Annotated in this window: 22 protein-coding genes and 1 tRNA gene; 10 read left to right on the forward strand and 13 right to left on the reverse strand. The window is 74.5% G+C overall.

The genetic code is table 11. The annotated features are described in order from the left end of the window. The first annotated feature begins 31 nt into the window (after positions 1-31). On the forward strand, positions 32-997 hold the full coding sequence (gene ligD / locus CTE05_RS00100) for a non-homologous end-joining DNA ligase (protein WP_146844112.1): 966 nt from the start codon (positions 32-34) through the stop codon (positions 995-997). A 59-nt stretch (positions 998-1,056) separates the two neighbouring features. On the opposite strand, the gene CTE05_RS00105 is transcribed toward ligD, so the two are convergent. Together CTE05_RS00105 and CTE05_RS00110 are read right to left on the reverse strand one after the other, a co-directional pair. Beyond that, positions 1,057-1,130: transfer RNA gene (locus CTE05_RS00105), tRNA-Met, on the reverse strand. Between the two features lie 100 nt (positions 1,131-1,230). Then, the gene (locus CTE05_RS00110; protein ID WP_146844113.1) at positions 1,231-4,215 is read right to left on the reverse strand and encodes a UPF0182 family membrane protein; all 2,985 of its coding nucleotides are present in this window, start codon (positions 4,213-4,215) and stop codon (positions 1,231-1,233) included. A gap of 120 nt (positions 4,216-4,335) precedes the next feature. Between CTE05_RS00110 and CTE05_RS00115 the strand changes: the two genes are divergently transcribed. Then, a complete protein-coding gene (locus CTE05_RS00115) occupies positions 4,336-4,890 on the forward strand; it encodes a PPA1309 family protein (protein ID WP_146844114.1) in 555 nt (184 codons plus the stop codon). Here the strand turns inward: CTE05_RS00115 and CTE05_RS00120 are convergent. Both CTE05_RS00120 and CTE05_RS00125 read right to left on the reverse strand, forming a co-directional pair. After that, positions 4,887-5,993: a YlbL family protein gene (locus tag CTE05_RS00120; protein ID WP_307724272.1), complete on the reverse strand. Its 1,107-nt coding sequence runs from the start codon at positions 5,991-5,993 to the stop codon at positions 4,887-4,889. The two genes, CTE05_RS00115 and CTE05_RS00120, sit on opposite strands and share 4 nt — an antisense overlap. A gap of 35 nt (positions 5,994-6,028) precedes the next feature. Then, complete coding sequence (locus CTE05_RS00125; protein WP_146844115.1) at positions 6,029-7,096, reverse strand: NAD-dependent epimerase/dehydratase family protein; 1,068 nt, start codon at positions 7,094-7,096, stop codon at positions 6,029-6,031. A gap of 65 nt (positions 7,097-7,161) precedes the next feature. On the opposite strand from CTE05_RS00125, the gene CTE05_RS00130 reads away from it, so the two are divergent. Further along, positions 7,162-8,562, forward strand: a complete 1,401-nt coding sequence (locus tag CTE05_RS00130) for a zinc-dependent metalloprotease (protein WP_146844116.1) — start codon at positions 7,162-7,164, stop codon at positions 8,560-8,562. A 70-nt stretch (positions 8,563-8,632) separates the two neighbouring features. Here the strand turns inward: CTE05_RS00130 and CTE05_RS00135 are convergent, their stop codons facing one another. Further along, on the reverse strand, positions 8,633-9,361 hold the full coding sequence (locus CTE05_RS00135) for a SprT-like domain-containing protein (protein WP_146844117.1): 729 nt from the start codon (positions 9,359-9,361) through the stop codon (positions 8,633-8,635). Positions 9,362-9,552: 191 nt separating this feature from the next. On the opposite strand from CTE05_RS00135, the gene CTE05_RS00140 reads away from it, so the two are divergent. Continuing rightward, a complete protein-coding gene (locus CTE05_RS00140; RefSeq protein WP_146844118.1) occupies positions 9,553-9,711 on the forward strand; it encodes a DUF5679 domain-containing protein in 159 nt (52 codons plus the stop codon). 110 nt (positions 9,712-9,821) lie between these two features. Next, complete coding sequence (locus CTE05_RS00145; protein ID WP_146844119.1) at positions 9,822-10,841, forward strand: thiamine biosynthesis protein ThiF; 1,020 nt, start codon at positions 9,822-9,824, stop codon at positions 10,839-10,841. Positions 10,842-10,850: 9 nt separating this feature from the next. Here CTE05_RS00145 and CTE05_RS00150 read toward each other — a convergent pair whose 3' ends face one another. From CTE05_RS00150 to CTE05_RS00160, 3 genes are all read right to left on the reverse strand, one after another. Continuing rightward, positions 10,851-11,201: a WhiB family transcriptional regulator gene (locus tag CTE05_RS00150; RefSeq protein WP_146844120.1), complete on the reverse strand. Its 351-nt coding sequence runs from the start codon at positions 11,199-11,201 to the stop codon at positions 10,851-10,853. A 139-nt stretch (positions 11,202-11,340) separates the two neighbouring features. After that, the gene (locus CTE05_RS00155; RefSeq protein ID WP_146844121.1) at positions 11,341-11,526 is read right to left on the reverse strand and encodes a hypothetical protein; all 186 of its coding nucleotides are present in this window, start codon (positions 11,524-11,526) and stop codon (positions 11,341-11,343) included. A 149-nt stretch (positions 11,527-11,675) separates the two neighbouring features. After that, a complete protein-coding gene (locus CTE05_RS00160; protein ID WP_146844122.1) occupies positions 11,676-13,676 on the reverse strand; it encodes an ATP-dependent DNA helicase UvrD2 in 2,001 nt (666 codons plus the stop codon). A 158-nt stretch (positions 13,677-13,834) separates the two neighbouring features. On the opposite strand from CTE05_RS00160, the gene CTE05_RS00165 reads away from it, so the two are divergent. Further along, positions 13,835-14,095: a mycoredoxin gene (locus CTE05_RS00165; RefSeq protein ID WP_146844453.1), complete on the forward strand. Its 261-nt coding sequence runs from the start codon at positions 13,835-13,837 to the stop codon at positions 14,093-14,095. On the opposite strand, the gene nudC is transcribed toward CTE05_RS00165, so the two are convergent. Beyond that, positions 14,088-15,062, reverse strand: coding sequence for an NAD(+) diphosphatase (nudC, locus tag CTE05_RS00170; protein ID WP_307724273.1), 975 nt, complete (start codon positions 15,060-15,062; stop codon positions 14,088-14,090). The genes CTE05_RS00165 and nudC overlap by 8 nt on opposite strands. Positions 15,063-15,182: 120 nt before the next feature. Here nudC and CTE05_RS00175 point away from each other — a divergent pair, with 120 nt between their 5' ends. Together CTE05_RS00175 and CTE05_RS00180 are read left to right on the forward strand one after the other, a co-directional pair. After that, a complete protein-coding gene (locus tag CTE05_RS00175) occupies positions 15,183-16,130 on the forward strand; it encodes a phosphotransferase (RefSeq protein ID WP_146844123.1) in 948 nt (315 codons plus the stop codon). Next, positions 16,127-16,825, forward strand: coding sequence for a tyrosine-protein phosphatase (locus CTE05_RS00180; RefSeq protein ID WP_186814684.1), 699 nt, complete (start codon positions 16,127-16,129; stop codon positions 16,823-16,825). Before CTE05_RS00175 ends, CTE05_RS00180 begins: the two co-directional genes overlap by 4 nt. Positions 16,826-16,862: 37 nt before the next feature. Here the strand turns inward: CTE05_RS00180 and CTE05_RS00185 are convergent, their stop codons facing one another. From CTE05_RS00185 to CTE05_RS00195, 3 genes are all read right to left on the reverse strand, one after another. Beyond that, positions 16,863-20,444: an ATP-dependent DNA helicase gene (locus CTE05_RS00185; protein ID WP_146844125.1), complete on the reverse strand. Its 3,582-nt coding sequence runs from the start codon at positions 20,442-20,444 to the stop codon at positions 16,863-16,865. Further along, entirely contained in the window at positions 20,441-23,641 is a 3,201-nt protein-coding gene (locus CTE05_RS00190; RefSeq protein WP_146844126.1) for an ATP-dependent helicase, read from the reverse strand. Before CTE05_RS00190 ends, CTE05_RS00185 begins: the two co-directional genes overlap by 4 nt. Before the next feature lie 63 nt (positions 23,642-23,704). Next, the gene (locus tag CTE05_RS00195; RefSeq protein WP_246123165.1) at positions 23,705-24,643 is read right to left on the reverse strand and encodes a DUF3152 domain-containing protein; all 939 of its coding nucleotides are present in this window, start codon (positions 24,641-24,643) and stop codon (positions 23,705-23,707) included. A 47-nt stretch (positions 24,644-24,690) separates the two neighbouring features. Between CTE05_RS00195 and CTE05_RS00200 the strand changes: the two genes are divergently transcribed. Next, positions 24,691-25,359: a TetR/AcrR family transcriptional regulator gene (locus CTE05_RS00200; protein ID WP_146844127.1), complete on the forward strand. Its 669-nt coding sequence runs from the start codon at positions 24,691-24,693 to the stop codon at positions 25,357-25,359. Positions 25,360-25,432: 73 nt separating this feature from the next. Next, positions 25,433-25,663, forward strand: coding sequence for a DUF3107 domain-containing protein (locus tag CTE05_RS00205; protein ID WP_210768092.1), 231 nt, complete (start codon positions 25,433-25,435; stop codon positions 25,661-25,663). A 52-nt stretch (positions 25,664-25,715) separates the two neighbouring features. On the opposite strand, the gene CTE05_RS00210 is transcribed toward CTE05_RS00205, so the two are convergent. Next, entirely contained in the window at positions 25,716-26,414 is a 699-nt protein-coding gene (locus CTE05_RS00210) for a ferritin-like fold-containing protein (RefSeq protein ID WP_146844128.1), read from the reverse strand. Positions 26,415-26,567 lie beyond the last annotated feature (153 nt).

Here is a 26,567-nt window from a genome sequence, read left to right on the forward strand (position 1 = left end):
CGCGGAGTCGCACGGCGCGCTTCAATGAGGCATGGCCCCGGAACACTCACCCGCCGTCGAGCTCGAGGTCGGGTCCCGCACGGTGCGGATCTCCAACCCGGACCGCGTCTACTTCCCCGCCAGCGGCGCGACCAAGCTCGACCTCGCGCGCTACTACCTCGCCGTGGGCGACGGCATCGTGCGTGCGCTGTACGAGCGGCCGTGCATGCTGCACCGCTACCCGACGGGCGTCGCCGGCGAGAAGGTGCACCAGAAGCGGTTGCCGCGCGGCGCCCCGCCGTGGATGGAGACCGTGGAGCTCTTCTTCCCGCGCTTCGGCCGCACCGCCGACGAGCTGTGCGTGACCGAGCTGGCCCACGTGATCTGGGCGGTGCAGATGTCGACCGTCGAGTTCCACCCGTGGAACAGCCGCCGGGGAGACACCGAACGACCCGACGAGTGGCGCATCGACCTCGACCCGATGCCGGACTGCCCGTTCGACCGTGTGCGGCGCGTCGCACACGTGGCGCACGAGGTCCTGGACGAGCTGGGCGCGGTCGGCTGGCCGAAGACCTCCGGCGGCTCGGGCCTGCACGTCTACGTCCGGATCCCGCCCGAGCACGGCTTCGCGGACGTGCGACGGGCCGCACTCGCCTTCGCGCGGGAGGTCGAGCGCCGTGCACCGGACGACGTCACCACGACGTGGTGGCGGCGCGACCGGGACCCCTCGCTCGTGTTCGTCGACTACAACCAGAACGCCCGCGACCACACGATCGCCTCGGCCTACTCGGTGCGCGGTACCTCGCAGGCCACCGTGTCGACGCCGCTGCGCTGGGACGAGATCGACGACGTCGACCCCCGCGACTGCACCCTGCACACGGTCCCCGCACGCTACGCCGAGCTCGGCGACCTCCACGCCGGCATCGACGACGCGGTGTTCGACCTGGCGCCGCTGCTGGCCTGGGCGGACCGCGACGAACGCGACGGCGCACCGGCACCACCCGACGACGAGGAGTGATCGCCTGGTCGCTCAACGACGAAGGCCCGGACCATCAGGTCCGGGCCTTCGTCTTCTTGTAGCGGGGGCAGGATTTGAACCTGCGACCTCTGGGTTATGAGCCCAGCGAGCTACCGAGCTGCTCCACCCCGCGTCGGTGGTTACAACTTACCCCACCCCCCAGGGGGGACCAAATCGCAGGTGCCCGGCCGGCGGTGGCGTACGTCACCTCCGCCGACCGGGCGCCCGTCGCGTCACTCGTCGAGCCGGGCCTCCGCCTCGAGGGCGGCCTGGACGGCCTGGTCGAGTCGCTGCTGCGCCTCGCCGTAGGCGGCGAAGTCGTTGCGTGCCAGCGCCGACTGGCTGTCCGCGATGGCCTCCTTCGCCTGCTGCAACGCCCGGTCGAGGTCGGCGCGGGCGGTCGTGTCCGTGCCGGTGTCGGTCGGAGGTGCGGTCGGTTCCGGCGTCGCCCCGTCCGTCGGCTCCTCGGTCGGTTCCTCCGTCGGGGGCGTGCCCGCGTCGGGGTCGGTCCCGGCGTCGCCGGCGTCGGCCCCCGAGTCCCCGCCGAACACCTGGTCGAGGGCACCGTCGAGGGTGTCCGCGAACCCGATGTCGTCACCGAACGCGACGAGCACGCGCTGCAGCAGCGGGAACGTGGTGCCGGAGCGCGCCTGGACGTAGACCGGCTGCACGTACAGCAGGCCGCCGCCCATGGGCAGGGTCAGCAGGTTGCCGCGGACCACCTGCGAGTCGCCACGGCCGAGGATGTTCAGCTCGTTCGAGACGTCCGGGTCGGCGACGAAGTTGTTGTTCACCTGACCGGGGCCGGGCACCGTCGAGTCGCGTGGCAGCTCGAGCAGGCGCATCTTGCCGTAGTCCTCGGACGGCTTCCCGTCCTCGTTCCCGGCCTCCGCGTCGACCGCCAGGTACCCCGTCAGCACGTTGCGTGCGTTCGTGCCGGTCGGGATGAACGACGACATCAGCGAGAAGCTGGCCTCGTCCTGGTCGGGCATCCGCAGCGTCAGGTAGTACGGGGGCTGCGGCACGGCGACGCTGCTGGTGGGGTCGTTCGGGTTGGCCCAGAAGTCGTTGCCGGAGAAGAACTGTCCGGCGTTCGTCACGTGGTACCGGGCGAGCAGCGCGCGCTGCACCTTGAACAGGTCCTCGGGGTACCGCAGGTGGCTCATCAGGCTGCCCTTGATCTCGGACAGCGGCTGCAGCGTGGACGGGAAGACCGAGTCCCAGGCCTTGAGGATCGGGTCCTCGGCGTCCCAGGCGTACAGCGTGACCGAGCCGTCGTAGGCGTCGACCGTGGCCTTCACCGAGTTGCGGATGTAGTTCGCGGTCTTGGGCTGGAGCGCCTGGACGGTCTCGGACGTCTCGGTCAGCGAGTCCGTCGTGGCGTCGTCGAGCGACCTCGGCTCCGAGTACGGGTACTGGTCCGACGTCGTGTAGCCGTCGACGATCCACACGACCTTCTTGTCCACGACCGCCGGGTACGCGCGGCCGTCGAGCGTGAGGTACGGCGCGACCTTCTGGACACGGTCGCGCGGGTCGCGCTCGTAGAGGATCTGCGAGTCGCTGGTGACGCGGTCGGAGAAGAGGATCTGCTCCGAGCCGAACTTCAGCGCGTAGAGCAGCTTGTTCAGCGGGTTGCCGATCGACGGGCCGGCGGAGACGTCCTGCGTCGGGAAGGTGCTGTTGACGGCACCCTCCGAGTCGTCGGCCGGGTAGTCGAGCTCCCACGGCTCCGCCCCCTCGGGGGCGCCCACGATCGAGTACAGCGGAGCCTTCGGGCTGAAGTAGATGCGCGGCTCGTACTCGCCCATCTGCCCCTGCGACGGGATGCCCTGCTCCCAGAAGGCGGGCGCTCCACGCCCCGCGGTCGTGTTCCCGTAGGCGGCGACGACGCCGTAGCCGTGGGTGTAGACCGTGGTGTCGTTGGTCCAGTTGCGCTGCTGCGCGTCCAGTCCCTCGAGCGAGAGCTCGCGGACGGCGATCACGGTGTCGCGGCTCTCCCCGTCGATCTCGTACCGGTCGACCGACAGCGAGTCGGGGAAGTCGTAGAACGCACGGATCTGCTCGAGCTGCTTGAACGACGGGCTGACGATCTGCGGGTCGAGGAGCCGGATCGAGGCCGTGGTGTCGGCGTCGGAGCGCAGGGCCCCTGCCTCGGCCGTGACCTCGGCGTCGTACTCCGTCTTCTCGACGTCCTGCAGGTCGTACGCGTCGAGGGTGGCGTCGATGTTGCGACCGATGAACTCGGCCTCGGCGTCCTGCTGGTTCGGCTGCACCTGGAAGCGCTGGACGACGGCGGGGTAGACGCCGCCGACGGCCACGGCCGCCACCACCATCAGCCCGACGCCGATGGCGGGCAGCCGCCAGTTGCCGCGGATCGCCGTGACGATGAACATCACCGCGACGAAGATCGCGATGCCCGCCAGGATCGCCTTCGACGGGATGACGGCGTGCACGTCCGTGAACGACGCGCCCGCGAACTTGCGGCCCGTCTTGGTCAGGATCGAGAACCGGTCCAGCCAGTAGCTCGCGGCGATGAGCAGCATGAGCACGGCGGCGATGACCGACAGCTGGACGCGCGCCGCCTTGGTGGTGCGAGGGGCACCGCCGCGCTGACCGCCGACCCGCAGCCCGCCGTAGAGGTACTGCGTGGCCAGCGCGCCGATGCCGGAGAGCACGACGACCGCCATGAGGAACGAGACGACGAAGCGCAGGCCCGGCAGCGTGAAGAGGTAGAAGCCCAGGTCGATGCCGTACTGGGGGTCGGTCTTGCCGACCTCTCCCCCGTGCAGCCACAGCTGGACGGTCTGCCACTGCTGCGACGCGGCGGCACCGGCGAACAGGCCCAGGACGGCGGGGCCGACGATCATGACCAGGCGGCGCAGCGGCTCGATGGCCTCGCGGTACTGGTCGAGGTTCGCCTGCTCCTGCGTCGAGGGCGCGTACACGGGACGCGACCGGTAGCCGAAGTTCAGGCTCCACCACACCGCGCCGCCCATGACGAGGAAGCCGAGCGCGAACAGGATCGCGCGCGTGCCCCACTCGGTGCGGATCACGTTGCCGAACCCGAGCTGCTGGTACCAGAGGACCTCGGTCCACACCTGGGCCAGGATCAGGACGACGACGACGAGCACCCCGAGGATGACGAGCGTGGGGGCGAGCGCTCCGCGGCGGCGTGGGCGTGCCGGGCTCGGGCGGGGCGGCGGGCTTCCGAAGGTCACGGCGTAGCAGTCCTCGTCGTCGGCAACAGGTGAGCACAGAACAGGCGACGAGCACAGGACGCCGCCACTCGCACGGGAGAACGTGCCGGTCGAGGCACAGGTTCCCACAGGAATGCGACGATGGAGCCCGTGAGCGAACCCTCCCCCGACCTGGCCGCGCTGGCCGACTCCGTCCGCGAGATCGAGCACCACGTCGGCGAGGCCGGGTGGGACGGCCCCGTGCGGGTGTTCGCGCTGGTCCGCACGCAGGAGATGCTGCGCACCGAACCCGGCCTCGCCGCCCGGCTCGACCCTTCCGTCCTGGTCTCCGCCCGCGAGCAGCCGTGGCACCTCACGTCGGTCGAGCAGGAGGAGCTGCCCGTCGCGCCGGACCTGGAGACGCTGCTCGCCGGTCTGTCGTGGCCGTCGACGGTGGACGGCATGGCGGTCTCCGTCGAGCGCGTCGTGCTCCCGCCGGCCGCCGAGGAGGCGATGCCGCAGGACACCGACGCGGCACTGGAGTACCTGCTCGCGCACCCCGAGCGCCAGGACGTGCGGCTGGTCGTGGGCGCGCTGCGCGACGGCCCGTCCTGGTGCGCGGTGCGCAGCCGCGCGAACGACACCGCCGAGCAGGTCGGTCAGGGCCCGGACCTCGTACCCGGGCTGGTCGCGGCGGTCCGGTCGACGCTCGACTAGGTCGTGCAGGTCGGCAGGTCGTCGGCCGTGCCGGCGCCGATCGCCGTGATCGCCTCGCGCGCCTCGTGCAGGGTCTCGACGCGCACCGCGCGCAGACCGTCGGGCACGTGGTCGACGACCTCGTCGCAGTTCGCGGCCGGGGCGAGGAACCACGTCGCACCGTCGCGCACCGCGCCGGCGAGCTTCTGCCGGATGCCGCCGATGGGACCGACCTCGCCGGTGACGTCGATGGTGCCGGTCCCCGCGATGTCCTTGCCGTTCGCCTCGTCCTCGGGGGTCATCTTGTCGATGATGCCGAGCGCGAACATGGTCCCGGCGCTGGGGCCGCCGATGTCGTCGATGCTGATGGTCACGTCGACCGGCATGTCGAACGCCGGGTCGATGAACACGCCGATCTGCGCACCGCCGTCGGGCTTCTCCGTCGTCACGACCGGGATCTCGACCGACTGCCCGTGGCGACGGACGGTCAGGGTCACGGTGTCCCCGGCGTCCACCTCACCCAGCAGCCCGATCAGCCCCTGGTAGTCGGGCACGGCCGTGCCGTCGAGGGCGACGATGACGTCCCCCTCCTCGACCTTGCCCTCCGCGTCGGACCCCTCGACCGTGCCGGCGACGACGAGCGTCGCGGGGACGTCGTAGCCGAGCTCGGTGAGCGCGGCCACGGCCGCGTTCTCCTGCGAGGAGACCATCTCGGCGGTGTTCGACTCGTCGATCTCGTCCTGCGTCCGGTCCGGCGGGTAGAGCAGCTCGACCGGCTGGACGACGGCCCACGGCGAGAGCCAGCCCCGCAGGACGCCCACGACGCTCGACGGGAACCCAGGCCCACCGGTGCCCGACACGGTGGTCAGGCGCAGCTCGCCGGTCGACTCGAACGTCTCCGCCCCGGAGATCTGGATGAGCGGCGTGCCGTCGTGCTCGCCCAGCACGTCGCGCGTGGGTCCGGGGCTGCTGATCGCGTACGGCACGGGAAGCACCACGAGGACGGCGAGGAGCAGCGCGGTGACCATCATGCCGATCGAGAGGGTGAGCGACCGAGGGCTGATGCGGTCGGGCTGCGCCTGGTCGTCGTCGACGGCGAAGGGCGAGGTGGGCTGGTCGAGCACCCCCACATCATCCCCCGGCTCGGCACCCGTCCCGTTCACGGGCGCCGCCGGGCGCGGGCCTGGCGCCACACGGCCGCGGTGCCGATGAGGGCCACCGCCGCCCCCGCGGCCCCGAGCGCCGCGGCGTCCTTGGTGCCGACGCGCCGCCCGGCCACGGCGACCCGGCCCTGGACGCCCTCGAGCAGCACGTCCAGGCAGGCGGCGCTCGACCACCGCGCGGTCCAGCCCGCCTCGTGCAGCCGGTCGGCCGCGACGGTCCACGGGTAGACGACGAACGCGAGCTCCGAGGCCGGCGCGGGCAGCACCCCGACACGGTGCAGGCGTTCAGCGGTGCCGAACGCGGTGGTCGCCGCCAGCTCGATCCGGCGCATCCCGGCGGCCGCCTCGACGGCGGCCGGCTCGAGCACGTCGTCCGCGCCGACCGTGAGGGCGCCCGTGAGCCGGTGCGCCACCGCGAACCGGGCGGCGGCGGCAAGGTCCTCGACGTGCAGGAACTGCCACTGCCGGACGGCGCCACGCACCGTCAGCAGACGCGGCGCCTCGAAGTGCCGGGTCACGAACGTGTCGATCCCGACCCCGACGACGGCCGCGGGACGCAGCACCGTGACGAGCGGGGCCTTGCGACGTCGAGCACGCTCCAGCACGGCCTCGGCGGCCAGGAGGTCGCCGACCAGACCCTCGCGGGCCGCCTCGTCGGCGCGTGGCAGGGCGTCGGCGTCGTGGATCACAGGACGATCCGCCCACGCACCGTGCACGACGGCCGACCCGATCGCGACGACGTGCCGGGCACCGACCGCCCGCGCGGCGCCGAGGACGCGCTGCGTGTGAGCGACCACGGCCGCCTCCCGCTCGCGACCGCCCTTCACCGGGGAGCCCACGAGGTCGCCCGGGTGCGCGACGAGCACCACCACGTCGGCACCGGCCAGCGCGTCGTGCGGGTCGTCGGCCGGGACCTCGTCGAGGGTGCGCACCTGCTCGCCCCAGGCGGACGCGACCGCGGACGCGATCGGTCCCCGGCCGACGACGACGACGTCGTCCGCCGAGCCCGTCGACACACCGTCGCGTCGCGTGCTGCGCCCTGAGCGAATCTGCTCGCCCACCATCCCTCGTTCCTGTGCTGCGCGGTTACCGTGGTTCGCAGCCGGCCCTATCGTCGCAGGAGGTCCACGTGAGCCCCGACAACTCCGCCGTCCCGGGAGCCGATGGTGGCGTGCCCGCCTGGGAGCAGGTGATGCGCGCGATGCTGGGTGACGGCGCCGACGAGGCGATCCGCGAGCTGCAGGAACGCGGCTTCGACCCCGGCGCGATGGCCGCCGCCTCCGGTCTCCCCGACGACCCGGCGGCCCTCCAGCAGGTGTTCGCGCAGGTCCAGGCCCTGCTGGCTGCGTCGGGCGACGACCCGGTCAACTGGCAGATGGCGCACGACCTCGCCCGCCAGCAGGCCGCGGCGGGCGGCGACCCGTCCCTGACCGCCGCCCAGACCCGCCAGGTCCTCGACGCGCTCGCCGTCGCCGAGCTGTGGCTCGACGCAGCCACGGACCTGCCGCCGTCGACGGGCACCCCGCGGGCGTGGAGCCGCGCGGAGTGGGTCGAGGCGACCCTGCCGACGTGGCGCACCCTGACCGAGCCGGTCGCGTCCTCGCTGTCCGTCGCGCTCGTCGGTGCGCTCGGTGGCGCGCTGCCCGAGGGAGCACCGGAGGACCTCGCGCTCCCCGGCGGGATCGAGCCCGGCCAGCTCCTGCGCCAGCTCGGGTCGGCCGTGTTCGGCATGCAGGTCGGCCAGGCGGCGGGCACTCTCGCGCACGAGGTGTTCGGCACGACCGACATCGGCCTCCCGCTGCTCGACCGGCCGACGCCCGCGCTCGTGGCCGCCAACGTCGACGCGTTCGCCGAGGGGCTGGACGCGCCGGCCGAGGAGGTCCGGCTCTTCCTCGCCCTCCGCGAGGCCGCCGCCACCCGCCTGTTCACGCACGTGCCCTGGCTGCGGGCCCACCTGCTCGCCACCGTCGAGGCGTACGCGCGCGGCATCACCATCGACGCCGACCAGCTCGAGGAGGCCGTGCGCTCGATCGACGTGACCGACACCGCGGCGCTCCAGCAGGCGCTGTCGGGCGGCGTCTTCGCGCCGCACACCACCCCCGCGCAGAAGGCAGCGCTCGAACGGCTCGAGACGGCGCTCGCCCTCGTCGAGGGCTGGGTCGACGAGGTCACCGCGACGGCCGCACTTCCCCACCTGCCCCACACGATGGCCTTGCGCGAGATGATCCGCCGTCGTCGTGCCGCCGGCGGGCCGGCGGAGCAGACGTTCGCCAACCTCGTCGGTCTCGAGCTGCGACCTCGCCGGCTCCGGGACGCCGCGGCGCTCTGGGCGCAGATCACCCGCGACAACGGAGCGACGGCCCGAGACGCCGTCTGGGACCACCCCGACCTGCTGCCCGGCACCGAGGACCTGGACGACCCCGCCGGCTACGCGGCCCGCCGGGCGACCGCCGTCGACGACGCCGCCGAGGTGGACCGTGCTCTCGCGGAGATCCTCGGCGAGGACCCGAACGCCGACCCCGCCCCCTGACCCGCACGCCGCGCGCCCTGGTGCGTGGCGAGCGTGCCGGCCTCGGCTCTGCCCTCTGACCGGGCGAGCCTCAGCTCCGGCGCTCGGACTCCAGGTCGTCGAGCTCGAGCTCCAGCTGACCGACCGGCCCGTCGTCGATCTCGTCGTCGGCCGGGAAGTCCTCGACGTCCACCTCGTCGGCGACGACGCCGTCCGGCTCCTCGATCCCGCCGTCGTCGACCTCGTCCACGACGTCGTCCTCACCCACGACGTCGTCGGCCTCGGCCGCGTCGGGCGGGACGTGCGCTCCCCGCTCCGCCGCGTAGGCGTACCCCTCCAGGAACCCGCGTGCCCGCAGCGTACGGGGGTAGGCGTCGAGCACCGCCCAGAAGTCCGGTCCGTGCCCGGCGTGCAGCAGGTGCGCCAGCTCGTGGAGCAGCACGTAGTCGAGCACCCACCGCGGCATGCCGCGCACACGGTCGGAGATCCGGATGGTGCCGTCCGACGGGGTGCAGGACCCCCATCGCCGCCCCTGGTTGGTCGACCACCGGACCGTGGTCGGCCGCGCCCGCCCGTCCAGGTACTTCACCGACAGCTCCGTCGCCCGCGCCATCAGCTCGTCGTCCGACGGCCGCCGCCGCCGTTCCTGTGCCGCGAGCCGGGCCAGCATGCGGCGCACCCACTCGTTCTCCTGTGCCCGCGTGAACCGTGCCGGGATGGCCACGATCGTGCGCTCGCCCTCGCGCCAGGCCGTCACCGTGCGCACGCGCTTGCGTGAGCGGCGGATCTCCACCTGCGACAGGTCCTGCGTGGGCTGCACGGAAGAACGCTAGCGCGGGACGCCCACGCGGCCCTGTTCACCCATCGCCGCACGGCGCGTCCTGCACGATTCCGCGGGCTGTGGGCGCCCCGACTACTACTGTGAAGGTCGCGCGGGCGTGGCTGCACCACCACGCCCGGCCGCCGGCCGGCGGTTCCCCGGTCCGGTGCAGGACACCGAGGGAGGGCCCCATGGCAGAGACATATGCAGGAGAGTTCTACTGCGTGAAGTGCAAGGAGAAGCGCCAGGCGGAGGGAGACGTCGTCGTCTCCGAGTCCGGTCGGAGGATGGCCAAGGCCGTCTGTCCGGTCTGCGGCACCAAGCTCAACCGCATCCTCGGCAAGGCCTGAGCTCCACCGCGTCGCCCGAGGGCATCGTCCGTCCGGACGGTGCCCTTCGGCATGTCCGGAGGCTGTGGATGACGGGCGCGGGCACCGGCTGACGCTGCCAGAGTGACGCCATGCGACTGCGTACCGGGCTACGGGTGCTGCGACGCGGCGCCACGGAGCTCCAGGTGGGGACCGACCCCCGGTGGGCGGTCCGTCTGCCTGACCTCACCCCGGCCGAGGCGGACCTGCTCCAGACCGTCGACGCGCGGACGGACCTGACCAGGCTCGCGCACCTCGTCGCCGGGCACGACGTCGACCCGGGCAGGGTGCGGGCACTCGTCGACGCCCTGACCGAGGCACGACTGACGACCGACGGCCCCCCGCGTGCCGTCCTGCGCGGACCGGCGGCCGTGGACGCCGCGGTGTGGTCCCTGCTGCGCGCCGACGGGGACGGCGACGGGGTCGTCCGGGCGCGGGCGGACCGGGTCGTCGCGGTCCTCGGGCTGGGCCCGACCGGGCTCGGCATCGCCGTCGGCCTCGCCGCGGCGGGGGTGGGCACGCTGCTCGTCGACGACGACCGGCCGGTGCGGTCGACGGACGTCGGTCCGAGCGGGTACCGGTGGGCCGACGCCGGCGCCGTGCGCGAGCACGTGGCTGCGCGGCTGCTGCGGGACGTCGCCCCGCACGTGTCCACCAGCTCGGACACGAGCCCCGACGTCGTCGTGCTCGTCGAGGACGGGGCGGCGGATCCCGGGCGCGGGCCTGTCCTCGTCGCCCGGGGCGTCGCCCACCTCGGCATCGTCGTCCGCGAGGCCGACACGGTCGTCGGTCCGTTCGTCGCGCCCGGCACCGGTCCGTGCCTGCGCTGCCTCGACCTGCACCGCGCCGACACCGACCCGTCCTGGCCCACGATCGCCGCGCAGCTCCAGGTCGGTGGGATGGCCGACGAGGCCGGACCCGTCGTCGCCGTCTGCGCCGGGCTCGGCGCTGCGGCCGTGCTGGCGCACCTCGACCGTGCCCCGGGCCTCGCGCCGGGTGCCACGTTCGAGGTGGCGCTGCCGGACGCGGTGCCGCGCAGACGCACGTGGGCGGTGCACCCCGAGTGCGGGTGCACCGCCCTGCCGGCGTCGCTGGTGGGCGCGCCGGGCTGATCGCGACCGTCAGGCCGCGGGTGCTGCGTTCTTCCGGGGGCGACCACGACCACGCTTGGTCGCGACCACCACACCGCCGACGAACACCTCGCCGCCCCACACGCCCCACGGCTCGGCACGCTCGATGGCACCGGCCAGGCACCCCTCCATCAGCGGGCACTCGCGGCACAGAGCCTTGGCGCGCTCGACCTCGGCGGTGCGCTCGGCGAACCAGAGCTCGGGGTCGCCCGCCCGGCACGGGATGAAGTCGGCGACGAGCTGGTCGAACGTCTGGCGGTCGTCGGTCGTCGAAGTGTCGGTGACGGGCCACTGGCCGGATCCGCCCTGGTTCACCGTGTCGAGCAGCGTCGTGAGCCGCACGATGTCCTCCTGATGTCCTTGCTGGTGAGCGTGTTGCGTCGGTGCCGGACCGACTGCCAACCCGTCCACCCGAGTCATCGGGAGAACAGAAAGGCCGCGGGTCCGAGTTCGGACTCCGCGGCCTGTGCCTCGTTCGAGGTCAGATCATGGGAGTCCTGGTCAGGTGCGTGCGGGGATCCGTCGCCGTGCGACGCTTCGACCCGCCGAAGAGCTCGAGGGCGCCGCCGCCGATGGGCAGAGCGATCCCCTGGAACCAGACCGTGGTGGGCGCGACAGATCGCGGCAGGAACGCGTACGCGTTCGGCATGTCGATCTTTGTGTTCATCGGTGCACCCACCCCCTCTCCGGCTCGGACCCTCGCCCTTCGGCGCGGTCCCTCAACAAGGACGTCGCCCAGACTAGGACCGGCCTCACACGGGGGACAACCGAATAAACGAACTTTCGCCGACGAGTTTCTGCCATCGCCCGATCGGCTCAACGAGCGGGTTCGCGCACGGTGGCTCGGACGGCAGCCAGCACGTCCTCGCCGATGTCCGCGAGCGTCATCGGACCGACGCCACGCACCGAGCCCAGCTCCTCGAGCGTGCTGGGGCACCGCTCGGCGATCGCGCGGATGGTCGCGCTGGTCAGGACGGACGCCGGCTGACGGCGCAGCTCGGCGGCGTGCGCGTCACGCCAGGCGGTCAGGCCGTCGACCACCGCCTGCTGACGCACGTCGAGGTCACGCCGCGGGACACCCGGCCTGCGCCGCTCGTCGGGCCACAGGTCCGTGAGGAACCGCGACACGCCTCGGCTCGCCCGCGCCCGCGGGTGGCGGGCACGGGAGTACGACAGCTGCAGGTGCTCGCGAGCACGGGTGATCCCGACGTAGAGCAGGCGCCGCTCCTCCGCAACGGTCGCGTCCGTCTGCGCCTGGACCGTCGGCAGCAGACCGTCCGACAGCCCGACGAGGAACACCGCGTCCCACTCGAGGCCCTTGGCGGCGTGCAGCGACGCGAGGGTCACGCCCTCGACGGTCGGTGCGTGCTGGGCCGCGGCGCGCTCGTCGAGCTCGGCGACGAGGTCGGAGACGGTGGGCGGTCCGTCGCCCGTCGGGGGCGCGGCGGCGAGCGCGTCCGCGAGGGTGACGAGGGCCTGCAGCGCATCCCACCGCTCACGGCTCGCTCCCCTGCCCTCCGGGGGGACGTCGGTCCAGCCCGCGCTGCGCAGGATGTCCCGGACGGACTCCGGCATCGGCGTCGCCGGGTCCGCCGCGCGAGCGCCGCCCCGCAGCAGGACCATCGCCTTGCGCACGTCCGCGCGGGCGAAGAAGCGAGCGTTCCCGCGCACCTGGTACGCGATCCCGCGGTCCGCCAGCGCCGCCTCGAACGCCTCCGACTGCGCGTTGGTCCGGTACAGCACCGCGATGTCGGCGGCGGCCACGCCGCTGCGCACCAAGGCCGCGATCGCGTCCGTGACCCCGGCGGCCTCGGCCTCGTCGTCCGGGTAGGTCACGTACGAGACGTCCGGGCCGTCCGGTCGCTGCGCCCGCAGCTCCAGCGGCGCCGGACCGCCCGCCTTCCGGGCCGCGTGCATCACGTGGTTGGCCAGGGACACCACCTGCGGGGTGGAGCGGTAGTCCCGGACCAGCTCCACCGTGGTCGCGCGCGGGTAGGTCCGGGTGAACGTCGTGAGGTGGTGGGCGGACGCCCCGGCGAACGAGTAGATGGTCTGGCTCGGGTCGCCGACGACGCACAGCTCCTGCCGGCCGCCCAGCCACTGGTCGAGCAGGTACTGCTGCAACGGGCTGACGTCCTGGTACTCGTCGACCACGAAGTGCTGGTACTGCTCCCGGACCGAGTCGGCGACGTCCCGCCGCTCGGCCAGCATCGCCGCGAGCAGGAGCAGCACGTCCTCGAAGTCGATGACGCCCTGCTGGTCCTTGGCGGACTCGTACGCCGCCATCAGGCGTGCCACCGACTGCGGGTCGGTACCACCCGGGCCCGGTCGGTCCGTCGCGGCGGCGGCCTTGGCGTAGTCGTCGGCGGTGACCAGGCTGACCTTGGCCCACTCGATCTCGGACGCGAGGTCCCGCACGCTCTCGCGGTCCGTCTCCAGGCCGACCAGCTGGGCCGCGTGCGCGACGAGCTTGACCTTCTGCTCGACGATGCGCGGCGGCGGACCGCCGACGACCTTGGGCCAGAAGAACCCGAGCTGCCGCAGGGCGGCCGCGTGGAACGTGCGGGCCTGGACCCCGGGGGCGCCGAGCAGCCGCAGGCGGGTGCGCATCTCCCCGGCGGCGCGGGCGGTGAACGTCACCGCGAGCACGTTGGCGGGGCGGTAGGCGCCGACCTGGATGCCGTATGCGATGCGGTGCGTGATCGCGCGCGTCTTGCCCGTTCCCGCACCGGCGAGCACGCGCACGGGTCCCCGGAGCGTGGTGGCGACGGCACGCTGCTCGGGGTCGAGCGCGTCCAGGAGGGCTTCGGCGGACATCGGGCACAGTCTCTCAGCACCTGCCGACACCCTGGTCGCCGGCCTGTGCACGTCGGGTACCGTCACCCGTCCGTGCGACGCGGGAAGAACCGGTGGCGCGCGAACGTTGGATGCCCTGGGCGACGACCGCGCCCGACCGCTTCGACCCCGAGGGACCGATGACCACGCAGACCCTGCCCGACGCCGGCACCATCACGATGTACTCCACGACGTGGTGCGGCTACTGCCGCCGGCTGAAGACGCAGCTCGACTCGGCGGGGATCGGCTACACCGAGGTGAACATCGAGGAGCACGCCGACGCGGCGTCGCTGGTCGAGTCCCTCAACGACGGCAACCAGACGGTCCCGACGGTGGTGTTCCCCGACGGCACGGCAGCCACGAACCCGTCGCTCGCGCAGGTCCGCGCCCGCCTCAGCTGAGCGGTCCCCCGAACCACTCCTCCACCAGAGCCCGCGCGATCGACGCGCGCCCCGGCGGGATGACGTCGCCCGTGCGTACCGCAGCGGCGAGCTCGTCGCGGGAGAACCAGCGGGCCTCCGTGAGCTCGACACCGTCCACCGTCACGTCGGTGGACTCCGCCGAGGCGCGGAAGCCGATCATGAGCGACGCCGGGAACGGCCAGGGCTGGCTCCCGCGGTAGGCGACGTCGCCGACGAGCACCCCGGTCTCCTCGGCCACCTCGCGCCGGACGGCGTGCTCCAAGGACTCCCCCGCCTCCACGAAGCCCGCGAGCGTCGACCACCGGCCTGCCGGCCAGTGCGCCGCGTGCCCCAGCAGGATCCGGTCGTCGGCGTCCACCACCGCCATGATCACCGCCGGGTCGGTGCGCGGGTAGTGCTCCGAGCCGTCCTCGACGCACACCCGCGTCCACCCCGACTGCGCGACCCGGGTGGCGGCTCCGCAGCGCGGGCAGCGCGGGTGCCGGGCGTGCCAGGCGTCGAGCGCGACGGCCGTGGTGGCCAGCCCTGCCTCGTGCGCGGTCAGGTCCGCGCCGATGTCGCGCAGCGGGGTCCAGCCGAGCCCGTCGGGGAGCGCCGACGCGGGCTCGACGCCGACCGGCGCGGCGTGGACCAGGACGTCCGCCGCCTCCCCGACCCGGGGCGCCGGTCGGCGGTCCGGCACCCGTCGGGCCAGGTACGTCTCACCCGCCGCGCCGCGCCCCAGCAGGAGCCAGCCGTCGTCGCCGGTCGAGACCACCGGGACCTGCGCGGGGGGCAGCAGCGCGAGCCGTGACCCCGCGGAGGTCACGACGGCGCCGTCGCACACCAGCAGCACCCGGGTGGCGTCGTCCGCGAGCGCCGCGGCGACGAACCCCTCGTCGGTGCGTGACAGCGCGGCACGGTCGACGCCGGCACGGGACAACGGCAGGTCCTCCGGAACGATCACGCCGGTCACCGTACGCGGCGGAGCCCGACCGTGCGCGCGCCCCGCAATCAGGCGCAACCGGGCGAAGACACGCCGAGCGGCTCCGCCGGGACGACCGACACGCCCGCCTATCCTGGACAGGTGGTTCGATCCCCTCTCGCCCTCGCCGCCCTGGCGACCGTCGCCGTACCGGGGCTCGACGCCTTCGACGTCCGGCGGCCCGCCCAGCCCGGGTCCGACTTCGACACGGCGGTCGTGATCGACGCCCACCGCAACCGGTGGGTCGTCCGCGCACCGCAGCACGCCGCGGCCGGGGCCGCGCTCGAGGCCGAGATCGTCCTGCTCGGCATGCTCGCGTCCGAGGCCGAGCGCGGGACGCTCCCGTTCGCCGTCCCCGCGCCCGTCGGGTTCGCGCACCTGCCCGAGGGTGGGCGTGCAGCGGTGCACACCGAGATCCCCGGCGAGCCGCTGCGGCTCGACCGTCTCGGCCCCGGTCCCGGCCTCGCGGCCGACCTGGGCCGCGCGATCGCCGCGGTGCACGAGCTGCCGACCAGCCTGGTGGAGAACGCCGGCCTGCCCGCGTACGACGCCGGCGAGTACCGCAGCCGTCGCCAGGCGGAGGTCGACGAGGCAGCACGCACCGGCAAGGTGCCGCCCGCGCTGCTGCGGCGCTGGGAGGACCGGCTCGAGGACGTCGCCCTCTGGCGCTTCCGCCCGACCGTCGTCCACGGCGACCTCACGAGCGAGCGCGTCCTGGTCCACGGCGACAAGGTCACCGGCATCCTGCACTGGGGCGACGCCTGCGTCGCGGACCCCGCCGACGACCTCGCCTGGCTCCTGGTCGCCGCCCACCCGGACACGACCGACTCGATCATGGAGGCGTACCAGCTGCGCCGGACCGAGCTCACCGACCCGCACCTGGCCGACCGCGCACTCCTCGCCGGGGAGCTCGCGCTCGCCCGGTGGCTGCTCTACGGCGTGCGCACGCAGGACCCCGAGATCATCGACGACGCCGTCGCCATGCTCGAGGAGCTCGAGGCGCACACGCGCGAGGAGCAGAACGCCCAGGCCGAGTCGCTGCTGGCGTGACCGCCCGCTCCGTCCGCTGGGGCGGCCTGCACAACGCACGCGACCTCGGTGGGCTGCCCGCCGAGGCAGCGGTCACGCGCACGGGGCGCGTCTTTCGCGCCCCGCGGCTGGACGGCCTCGACGCGGACGGCTGGGCAGAGCTCGTCGACGCGGGTGTGCGGACGATCGTCGACCTGCGCAACCCGCACGAGATCGAGCCTCTCGCCCTGCCGGCGGGTGTCACGCGGGTGCACCGCCCGGTCGAGGTCTGGGAGGACCGAGACTTCATGGCGCGCTGGGGCGACGTGCTCGACTCGCCCGAGTACTACCGGGCGAACCTCGAGCTCTGGCCTCACCTTGTCGTCGACGCCGTTCGCGCCGTGGCGCACGCACCCGACGGAGGCGTCGTCGTGCACTGCTCGGCCGGTCGAGACCGCACCGGCCTCGTCACCGTGCTCCTGCTGTCGCTCGCCGGGGTGTCGCAGGAGGCGATCGTCGAGGACTACGCGGCGGCCGTCGTCGCGATGAACGACTACGCGCTGGCCGGCCTCGGCGACGAGACCGGTCGATCCCCCGACGAGCTCCGTGCGCGGTTGGTCGAGGTGACGGGCCATCTCCGCGCGTTCCTGTGCGATCTCGACGTCGCCGCCTACCTCACCGAGCACGGCATGTCCTGCGACGAGCTCGACCGGGTGAGGGCGCGGCTCCTCGACTGAACCGCACGTCCCGTGCTCGGGCACCGGACCGGTGATGTCAGTCGGCGTCGAACAGGGTGGGCGTCGCCGGCCGGGTCGGCCGGCGCGGTGACGCCGCGTTCGAGCCTTCCCAGCCCGGACGGCGGCCCGTCGGGGTGTTCGTCCTCGGCCCGCGCCGGTTCGGCCGCGGTTCGACGACGCCGGCGCCCTGCGCACCCTGGGCGCGCGTCGCCGCACGCAGCAGGGCGGTGATCTCCGCCTCGTCGAGCAGCCGGTCCGGGTAGACGGTCATCCCCGCGCCGACATAGCAGAACGCGGCACGCACCTGGTCCAGCGGGGTGCCCGTCCAGCGCGACCACGCGAGCCGGTAGACGGCGAGCTGGAGCTCACGGGAGGCCCGGGCGGCCTCGTCCTTCGGCGGCGCACCCGTCTTCCAGTCCACCACGACCACGGCCCGCGGAGCGGTCCCGGCGGTCCGCGCGGGATCGGGGAACACGGCGTCGATGCGCGAGCGCAGCACGTACCCGTCGACGGAGATCTCGATGTCCACCTCGACGGCGAGCGGCGACCGGTTGGCCCACTCGCCCGCCAGGAACGCCTCCCGCAGCGCCTTCTCGTCGAGGTCGAGGTTCGCCGAGTCGTCGTCGGCACCGGGCAGCGCGTCGACGTCCACCAGGGACGCGCTGCCGTACCAGCCCTCGACCCAGGCGTGGAAGCGGGTCCCCCGACGGGCCTGCGGCGAGGGCTCGGCGGGCACCGGCCGCCGCAGGTGCTGCGCGAACTCTCCCGGGTCGCTCTCGAGCCTGACCAGCGCGGATGCGGACAGGTGCGCGGGGAGCTCGACCTCGCCGGACGGCGTCCGCACGCGCTCGCGCTCGGCCAGCAGCCGGTCGGCGAGCACGTCCCACGGGTGCACGGGCTGCAGGCCCGACTGCGGGTCCCCGACGGCGCCCGCTGCTCCAGGGTCGTCGCGCGCTGCCATCGCGGCGCGGACACGCGCGGCCGCGTCCTCGACGTGCGCGCGGCGCGTCGAGGACGCCTCCGTGCCGAAGGGGTCCGCCGGCCAGGTCGCCGACAGCACGAGCGACGCCCGGGGGTTGGTGCCACCCGCGTCGGGCACCTCCTCCCAGCCCCCCGTCTCGACGAGCCCAGCCTCGGCGAGCTCGGTGAGGAACACGGAGACCTTGCGCACGCGGGAGCCGTCGCCCCACCACGCCGCGGTGAGGAGCAGGTCGGAGCGGGCGCGGGTGAGCGCCACGTAGGCGAGCCGGCGTTCCTCGGCGACCTGATGGTCACCGGCGTCGAGCACGAACTGCTTGCGCCGCTCCTCCAGCTCCTTGGGGTCCTCCGCGCCGGAGTGCGCGAAGACCGGGAGGTCGTGGCGGTCGCCGCGCAACGGGTACGGCAGCGAGCCCAGCCCGGTGAGCCACGCGGAGTCCTTCGGCCCGTCCTTGCCCTGGGTCGCGGTGGCGGGCAGGCCGCCGTCGACGAGCCCGGCGACCGCGACGACGTCCCACTCGAGGCCCTTGGCGGCGTGCACGGTGATGAGCTGCACCGCGTCGGGATCGGGCTCGGTGACCGGCATGTCGAGACCGTTCTCCCGGGTGTCCGCCGCCTCGAGCCAGGCGAGGAACCCGCCGAGGCTCGGGTGGTCGGCGGAGCGGGCGAACTCGACGGCCACGTCACGGAACGCGTCCAGCTGCGCGCGCGCCCGGCCCGGCGAGGTCCGTGCGCGCGCGGCCACCTCGATGTCGAGCCCGAGCAGCCGCTCCGCCTCACCGACGAGCTCCGGGACGGACAGGTAGCTGTGCGCCCGGAGCGCCCGCAGGGTGATCGCGAGGTCGGCCAGCCGAGCTCGACCGACCGCGCTGAGGGTCCGCCCGCCGCGGCTGGTCCAGCCCTCGGCGGGGAGCTCGCTGATCGCGTCGAGCGCGTCGACGATGCTCCGCTCGTCGACCGCGTCGGCCTCGACGACGACGTCCGCCGCGTCGGGGACCGGGGGGTGCTCCGGGAGGACGTCGGATGCGGAGCTCTCGGGTGACGGCCCCGATCCGTGACCGCGGGCTCGCGGTCCGCCACCGTGCCGCGCCGCGAGCTCCCCGGACCAGGCCGCGAGCGCGTGCAGGTCGGACGCACCGAGCCGGGTGCGGGCGCCGGTGAGCAGGCGCATGAGCGCGTCGCCGCGCGCCGGGTCGTGCGCGGTCTGCAGGAGCGCCACGAGGTCGACGACCTCGGGCGCGGACAGGAGACCGCCGAGGCCGACGACCTCGACGGGCAGCCCCGCGTCCCGCAGCGCGCGGCGCAGGGTCTCGAACTGCGAGCGCTTCCGGCAGAGCACCGCTGCCGTGACCCGGTCCCGCCCCGGGCCCGCGGGCCGCCACCGGTCCCGGACGAACTGTGCGACGGCCCGCGCCTCGTCCTCCACGGTCTCGGCGACGTGCGCGTGCACCCGACCCTCGCCGGCGCCGGGCCGGGCGGCGAGCACGGGCACGGGCACGCGGGTCGCGGACGCGCGCAGCGGTGCGGCGACGTGGTTGGCCGCCGCGAGGATCAGGCGGTCGTTGCGCCACGACGTGGACAGCTGGTGCACCTCGGCGGGCGTGCGGGTGCCGTCGGCGTGGACCTGCGGGAACGACGTGGGGAAGCCCTCCAGACCGCCCGCACTCGCCCCGCGCCACCCGTAGATCGACTGGTTCGGGTCCCCCACGGCGGTCACGGGGTGCCCACCGCCGAACAGCGCACCGAGCAGCGTCAGCTGCGCGTAGGAGGTGTCCTGGTACTCGTCGAGCAGCACCACCCGGAACCGCTGCCGCTCGCCGGCGCCGACCTCCGGCACGTCGAGCGCGAGCCGGGCCGCCAGGGCGACCTGGTCGCCGAAGTCGATCGCGTCGGCGGCCCGCTTGCGGGCGCGGTACTCGGCGACCAGCTCGAGGACGCGGACCCGCTCCCCGAGCGACCGCACCAGCTTCTTGATCTCCGCGTACGGCTCGCGGGGCGGTGTGCCGGCGGGCGTCGCGGCGAGCCCGTCGAGGATCTCCTCGATGCCGGACCGGGCCTGGGCCGCGTCGAGCAGGTGCTCGTCCAGGGCGCCCGAGAGCGTCAGGACCGCCTCGATCACCGTGGAGGTCGCGGCATCGGTGTCGAGGTCGTCGCTCCACGCCTCGACCACCTCGGAGGCCAGCTGCCACTGCGCGGCCTCGCCGAGCAGCCGCGCCGACGGGTCGAGCCCGAGCCGCAGCGCGTGGTCGGACACCAGGGAGGCCGCGTAGGAGTTGTACGTGTAGATCGTCGGGCGTGCGAGGCCGGCCAGGCCGTCCGTGCGTGCGGCGTCCACGGTCCCGCCGAGGACGAGGCCCTCCGCGGCCGCGGCCCGCGCGAGGGTCCGCAGTCGCTTGCGCACCCGCTCCGCGAGCTCCCCGGCCGCCTTGCGCGTGAACGTCAGACCGAGCACCTGGTCCGGTTCGACGATGCCGTTCGCCAGCAGCCAGACCACGCGGGCCGCCATCGTCTCCGTCTTGCCCGAGCCCGCACCGGCCACGACGAGCGACGGGCCGAGCGGCGCCTCGATCACGACGCGCTGCTCGTCGGTCGGCGGCGGCTGGCCCACCAGGGTGGCGATCTGTGCCGCGGAGAGAGTCATGCGACCACCTGCCCGCCCTCGCCGCGGACCGGGCACGAGCGCCGGACCGGGCAGCGGTCGCACAGGTCGTTGGCGGTCGCCTCGAACGTGGACGCGGCCATCTTGTCGGCCACCTGGTCGACCAGGGTGCGCGCCCAGCTGGGACCGTCGACCTCGGGCCCGAGCGGCTCCTGGGACCGGGTCACCGCGGTCACGCCCGCGCCGAGGAACACGAGCTGCGCGCCGCCGCTCGTCGTGCCGGCAGGGAGCCCGTCGAAGGCGCCGGCGTCGACCGCGAGCTGGTAGGCCCCGAGCTGCGGGTTCTCGGCGGCCTTGCTCACGCTCGGTGGGCTGGCACCGGTCTTGAGGTCGACGACGCGCACGACCGGCCCGTCGGCACGGTCCTCGACCAGCTCGATGCGGTCGACCGACCCCCGCAGCGACGCCCTGTCGGTGTCGACGGCGAAGGCACCCTCGACCAGCAGCGGGTCGCCCGCGTTCCGCAGGTACACGGCGAGCCGGTGCACCATCGCGTCCGCCTTGCGCCGGGTGGCCAGGGCCGGCCAGCCGGCGCCGAGCCCGAGCTCCGCCCAGCGCCGGTCGAGCGCCGCGGACAGCTCGGCCTCCGTGCCCCGCGGGTGCTCCTGCGCGATCGCGTGCAGCAGGGTGCCGAGGTTCTGCCCGCCGCTGGCCGTCGAGGTCCCCCCGGCGGCCTCCAGGGCCCACCGCAACGCGCAGCGCTGGGCGGTCTCGACCTTGGACGGCGAGACCGGCACGCGCGTGTCCGCGTCCCACAGGGGTGCCGCGCTCGACGGCTCGGCGAGGCCGTGCCACTGCGCGGGGTCGGCGCCGGGCACGTCGGCCGCCGCCAGCCGCGCGAGCGTGCGCGCCGCCGCCGGGTCCGGCTCGACCCCGTCGACCGCCGCCTGCTCGAGGTGCGCCCGCAGCTGTGCGACGAGGCCGCGCAGGTCCAGCGGGGCGGGCACGCTCGTCCGGCGCGTCTCGCCCTCGTCGTCGGACGGGTCCACGAGCTCGAGGAACGGGGACGGCTGCTGGTCGGTGTCGTCGACCGCCGTGACCAGCAGCGACCTGCGGGCGCGCGAGCACGCCACGACGAACGACCGGAGCTCGTCAGCGAGCACCGCGTCCCGCGCCGCGGCCGCCGACCCGGCGTCGTCGGCGCCACCGGGCACCGCGCGGCCGGCCACCACGTCGACCAGCGCCTGGGCACCGAGGAGCGAGTCGCGCAGCCGCAGGTCGGGCCACGTGCCCTCCTGCACGCCCGCGACGACGACGAGGTCCCACTCCCGGCCGGCCGCCCCCGCCGGGGTCAGCACCTGCACGGACGCCCGGCGGGCGCGTGCCGCGAGGGAGTCGGACGGGAGGTCCTGGGCCTGCAGCCAGTCGACGAACGCGCCCGGCGTCGAGCGCGGCATGCGGTCCACGAAGGTCTCCGCCGCCCGGAACAGCGCCAGCACCGCGTCGAGGTCGCGGTCGGCCCGCTCACCTGCCGCACCTCCGGCGAGCGCGGACCGGCGCCACGGCTCGGCCTGCTCGGCCGCGTCCCACAGCGCCCACAGGACGGTCTGCGCGTCGGCACCCGGCACCTCCGCGGCGCGACGGCCCGCGTCGAGGACCCGGGCGAGGCGTGCGACCGCACGGGCGCCGGGGACGTCGGTGCCATCGGCCGACCCGAGCGCCTCGACGAGCAGGACGTCGCTGGCCCGGCCACCGCCCTGCGCCAGCTCGTGGCTGCGCAGCGCCCGTCGCACGCGCCGCAGGCCCACCGTGTCGAGGCCACCGAGCGGCGAGCACGCCAACCGGGCGGCGGTGGCGGCATCGAGCGTCGCGGCGCCGACGCACACGCGCATGGCGTCCAGCAGCGGCCGTGCCGCCGGCTCCTCGCGCAGCGGCACGTCGCTGCCGAGCACGCTGACCGGGACCGACGCCCCCGCGAGCGCACGCCGCAGCGCGGTCACCTGGGCGCCGGACCGCGCGACGACGGCCATCTCCGACCACGCCACCCCGCGTTCCACGTGGGCGCTGCGCAACGCGTGCGCGACGAACGCGGCCTCCTGTGCGGTGCTCGGCAGCACCGCGACCCGCACGTCCCCACCGCCGGGGCGTGCGGCGACGGCCCGCCGGTGCTGCACCGCGCCGACCGCCCCGACGCGCTCCGCGACGCGCCCGACGACCGCTCGGAGGCCGGCGTCGTGCCGCCACGCGGTCCGCAGCACGATCGTGCGGGCTCCGAGCTCGCCCGGTCCCGACCCGCGCACCCCTGCCCGCCCGACGAGGGACGGTGTCGCCCCCCGGAACGTCTGCACGGCCGCGTCCGGGTCAGCGAGCAGGAGCACCCGCGCGCCGTCGTCGGCGAGCACCCGCAGCAGCCGGGCGGTGGCCGAGGTGCTCTCCTGGTGGTCGTCGACGACCACGAGCCGCCAGCGCGGCCGCACCGCACCGGGCACCTCGTCGTCCCACGTCAGCAGCGCCTGCGCGGCCTCGTCCACGACGACCGCCGGGTCGAGCCTCGCGCCGAGGTCCGGCGTGCCGGCGCGCAGCTGGACGACGTCGAGGTACTCCTCGTAGAGCCGCGCCGCGCTCGCCCAGGCGGGACGGCGGTGCGCGTCGGCGAGAGCCGCGAGGTCCACCGGCGTGAGGCCGCGTTCCGCCGCGCGCATCAGCAGGTCCCGCAGCTCGTCGCGGAAGGGGCGCAGGCCGAGCACGTCGGGCCGGACCTCGGGCGGCCAGGCGAGCGGCACCCCCTCGCCGGCGGCGTGCCCGGCGAGCAGGTCGCCGAGCAGGAGGTCCTGCTCAGCGCCGGAGACCAGTGTCGGGACCGGGTCACCCAGCAGGGACGCCCGCGCCCGGAGCACGGAGAACGCTGCCGCGGCGGCGGTCTGCACGAGCGGCCGCCCCGACGTCCGCCGCAGCCGCGCGGCCACCCGGTCCCGCAGGTCGGCGGCCGCACGGCGTCCCGACGACAGCACCAGGACGTCCTCCGGGGACAGCCCGCCCTCGACCGCGGCGACCACCGCCTCGAGCGCGACGGTCGTCTTGCCGGTCCCGGGGGCGCCGAGCACGAGCACCGCGGGATCGGTGGCGGCGACCGCCTCGGCCTGCTCGGGATCCAGGTCCACGAGGGCGCCGGCGCCGCGCCCGGGGACGTCCGCGAACGCCGGGCGCACGAGGCGCAGGGCGTGCGAGGGGCCGGTCACGCGACGATCCCATCACGAGCCGCCGACACCCGGACGCACGACCCGCGCGGCCGGCCGGAGAAGCTAGGGGAACGGCCAGGGGTTCGGGGTGCAGGGCGCGGCCTTGTAGCTCTGCTGCTGCATCAGCGGCGCCCGCTGACCCGCCCCGGGGCACCTCTCGTGCCGGTGCCCGAGCAGGTGCCCGACCTCGTGGTTGACCAGGTACTGCCGGTAGGCCGCCTTGTCCGCGGCGTACTCCTGCGTCGCCAGCACCCACCGGCGCAGGTTGAGCACGGCTCGACCGTTCGTGCCGCACGACACCTCGCCGCCCGTGTCCAGGGGTGCGCAGAGGTCGTCGACCGTCGCCGGGGAGGCGAGGATCACGCGCATCTCGGCGTCGCCGTCGGTCCGCGCGAACGACAGCGACCCGTCGGCGCCCCACCCGCGGGGGTCGTTGAGAGTCGCCATGACGGTCGCGGCGAACGCGGGCCCGTCGACGAGCAGCCCGTCCTCCACCTCGACCCGCACGGTGCGGACGGCACCCGTCCCGGGCCCCGGGTCGACGCCCGGGACCACGCTGAACGTGCCTGCGGCGGCCTCGACGACGTCGGCCGAGAGCAGCCCCGCGGCCACGTCCGGTGCGGTCAGACCCGGAGGCAGGGCGACGATGCCGGGCGCCGGCTCGGTCGGCAGCATCCCCGGCGGCACCTCCACCGGCTCGAGCACGCGCAGCTCACGGCCGGCGGACGCCCGGCTCTGCGACCCGGCCCGCTCGACGGCGTCGGCGGCGGCCGGGGACGCGGTGCCGAGCGCCGCGTCGACCAGGGCCGCGGTCTGCGGGGCGCCCGCGGCCCAGAGCGCGCTGGCTGCGCCGAGGGTGAGCCCGACGACCGCCGCGACGGTGGGCAGGACACGCCCGGCGGACCGACCGTGTGCCGTGCGGCGTCGACGACGAGGGACCGACGGGCGCAGGGACGCGCGCGTCGGTCCCTGGTCCGTCCGGAGCGGTTCCGGGGTCGTCACCCGGTCATCGTCGCATCTCGGACACGTCCCGTGGCTACCATCGCGGGATGACGGACGGCACAGACGACCCGACCCCGCGGGCGCGCAGCCCGCGGATGGCTCGCGACGAACGCCGCGCCCAGGTGCTGCGCATCGCCCAGGAGCTCTTCTCCTCCGAGGGTTTCCACCACGTCTCGATGGACGACATCGCGGAGCGGGCCGAGGTCAGCAAGCCCGTCCTGTACCGCCACTTCCCCTCGAAGCTCGACCTGTACCTCGCGGTCGTCGACCAGAACGGCGCCGACCTGCTGGTCGCCGTCGACGCCGCTGTGCAGGGCATCGAGCAGGGGCCGGTGCGCCGGGGTGACGGGCGCGACGTCATCGCCGCGATCGTCGAGGCGTACATCATGTTCGTCGAGGGCGCAGGAGAGTCGTCCGCCCTGCTCTTCGAGTCCGACGTCACGCACGACGCCGACGTGCGCGCTCGGGTCGAGCACGCCTCCTCGGAGGCCGCCCGCCGCATCTCCGTGGTGTTGTCGCAGGTCACGGCCCTGCCGCTGGACGACGCGAGCATGCTCGCGGTCTCGTTGATCTCCATGGCGCAGGGCGCAGCGACGTACCGGCTCCGCCAGCCGTCCGACGCCGGGCCGGAACGCACCGTCGAGCTCGTCACCCAGCTGGCCTGGGGCGGGGTGTCCGCGTTGATCCGGCCCGACTTCGAGTACGAGGACGCCTAGGATCGGACGACGTGCCCGGCCCACCGGCCGCAGGCGCCCGAGAACCACAGCGTGGAGTGAGGACGTGAAGGAGATGACGGTGGAGATCACCATCGGCGTGCAGAACCTGCCTCGGGAGATCAGCCTCGAGTCCGACCAGACGCCGGACGAGGTCGCTGCCGCCGTGGCCGCCGCCCTGAGCGGACGGCCGGCCCTGGAGCTGGTGGACGTGCGTGGCCGTCGGGTCATCGTGCCGACCGCGAGCCTCGGCTACGTCGAGATCGGCTCCGAGTCGAAGGGCCGCGTCGGCTTCGGCAACATCTGAGTGAGTGCACGACGACGCCCCGCACGGATCCGTGCGGGGCGTCGTCGTGCGGTCAGGCGGTCAGGCCGAGGCGGCTCATCCGGCGCGTGTGCTGGGCGGTCAGCTCCCCGAAGAGCTTGGCGGGGGCGTTCGGCGGTGCGGAGTCCTGGCTGGCCGAACCGACGGAGACCAGCCGCACGAGTGCGGGACGCTGCACCAGGAGCCGCTGCACGACGCCGAGGGCCTCCCCCACGAGCCGCCGGCCCCACAGCGCGAGGCGCGCGGTGAGGACACCGTCCGCGGACCCGGCGGCGTCGAGCTCCGCGACCGCCAGCTCCGCGTGGGAGGCGTCGTCGAGGACCTCGAGGACCACCGCGCGCGAGCCCGCGTCGAGGCCCTCGGCGGCGAGCCGGCAGAAGTCGTCGGCCACGCCGTACCCGACGTAGGCCTTGAGCAGCCGCTCCCACCAGGAGCCGGGCTGCGTGCGGGCGTCGAAGTCGTCGAGCACGTCGTCGTACTGGCGCACGGCCGCGACGGGGTCACCGCCGATCTCGGTGATGCGGGCCAGGACCCGGTCGCGGCGCTCGACGGCGGCCGAGGCGAAACGGCTGAGCTCGAGGCGCTGCTCGATCGTGGGGGCCAGCGCGGAGTCGGCGGCGAGCCGGGCGAAGGCCACGTGCTCGAGCTGCGCGACGAGGCCGAGGAGCTCCACGGCGTCCGAGTGCTCGAGAGATCCCACCGCAGGAACGGCCTCAGCTCGCGTCGTCGTCATCCGAGGATCGTAGCCCCGGCGGGGCGGCGACCGGCCTGCCGGGGTCGTCGGATAGACTGTGCAGGTAATTCGGTTGCCCGGTCGTCTCGGAATCCCCGTTCGCTCGACGATCAGACCCATTCTCGCGCAGCCCCGGACCCGTCCGGACGACGC

The sequence above is a fragment of the Cellulomonas terrae genome (genome assembly GCF_007990265.1).
GTDB lineage: Bacteria > Actinomycetota > Actinomycetes > Actinomycetales > Cellulomonadaceae > Cellulomonas > Cellulomonas terrae.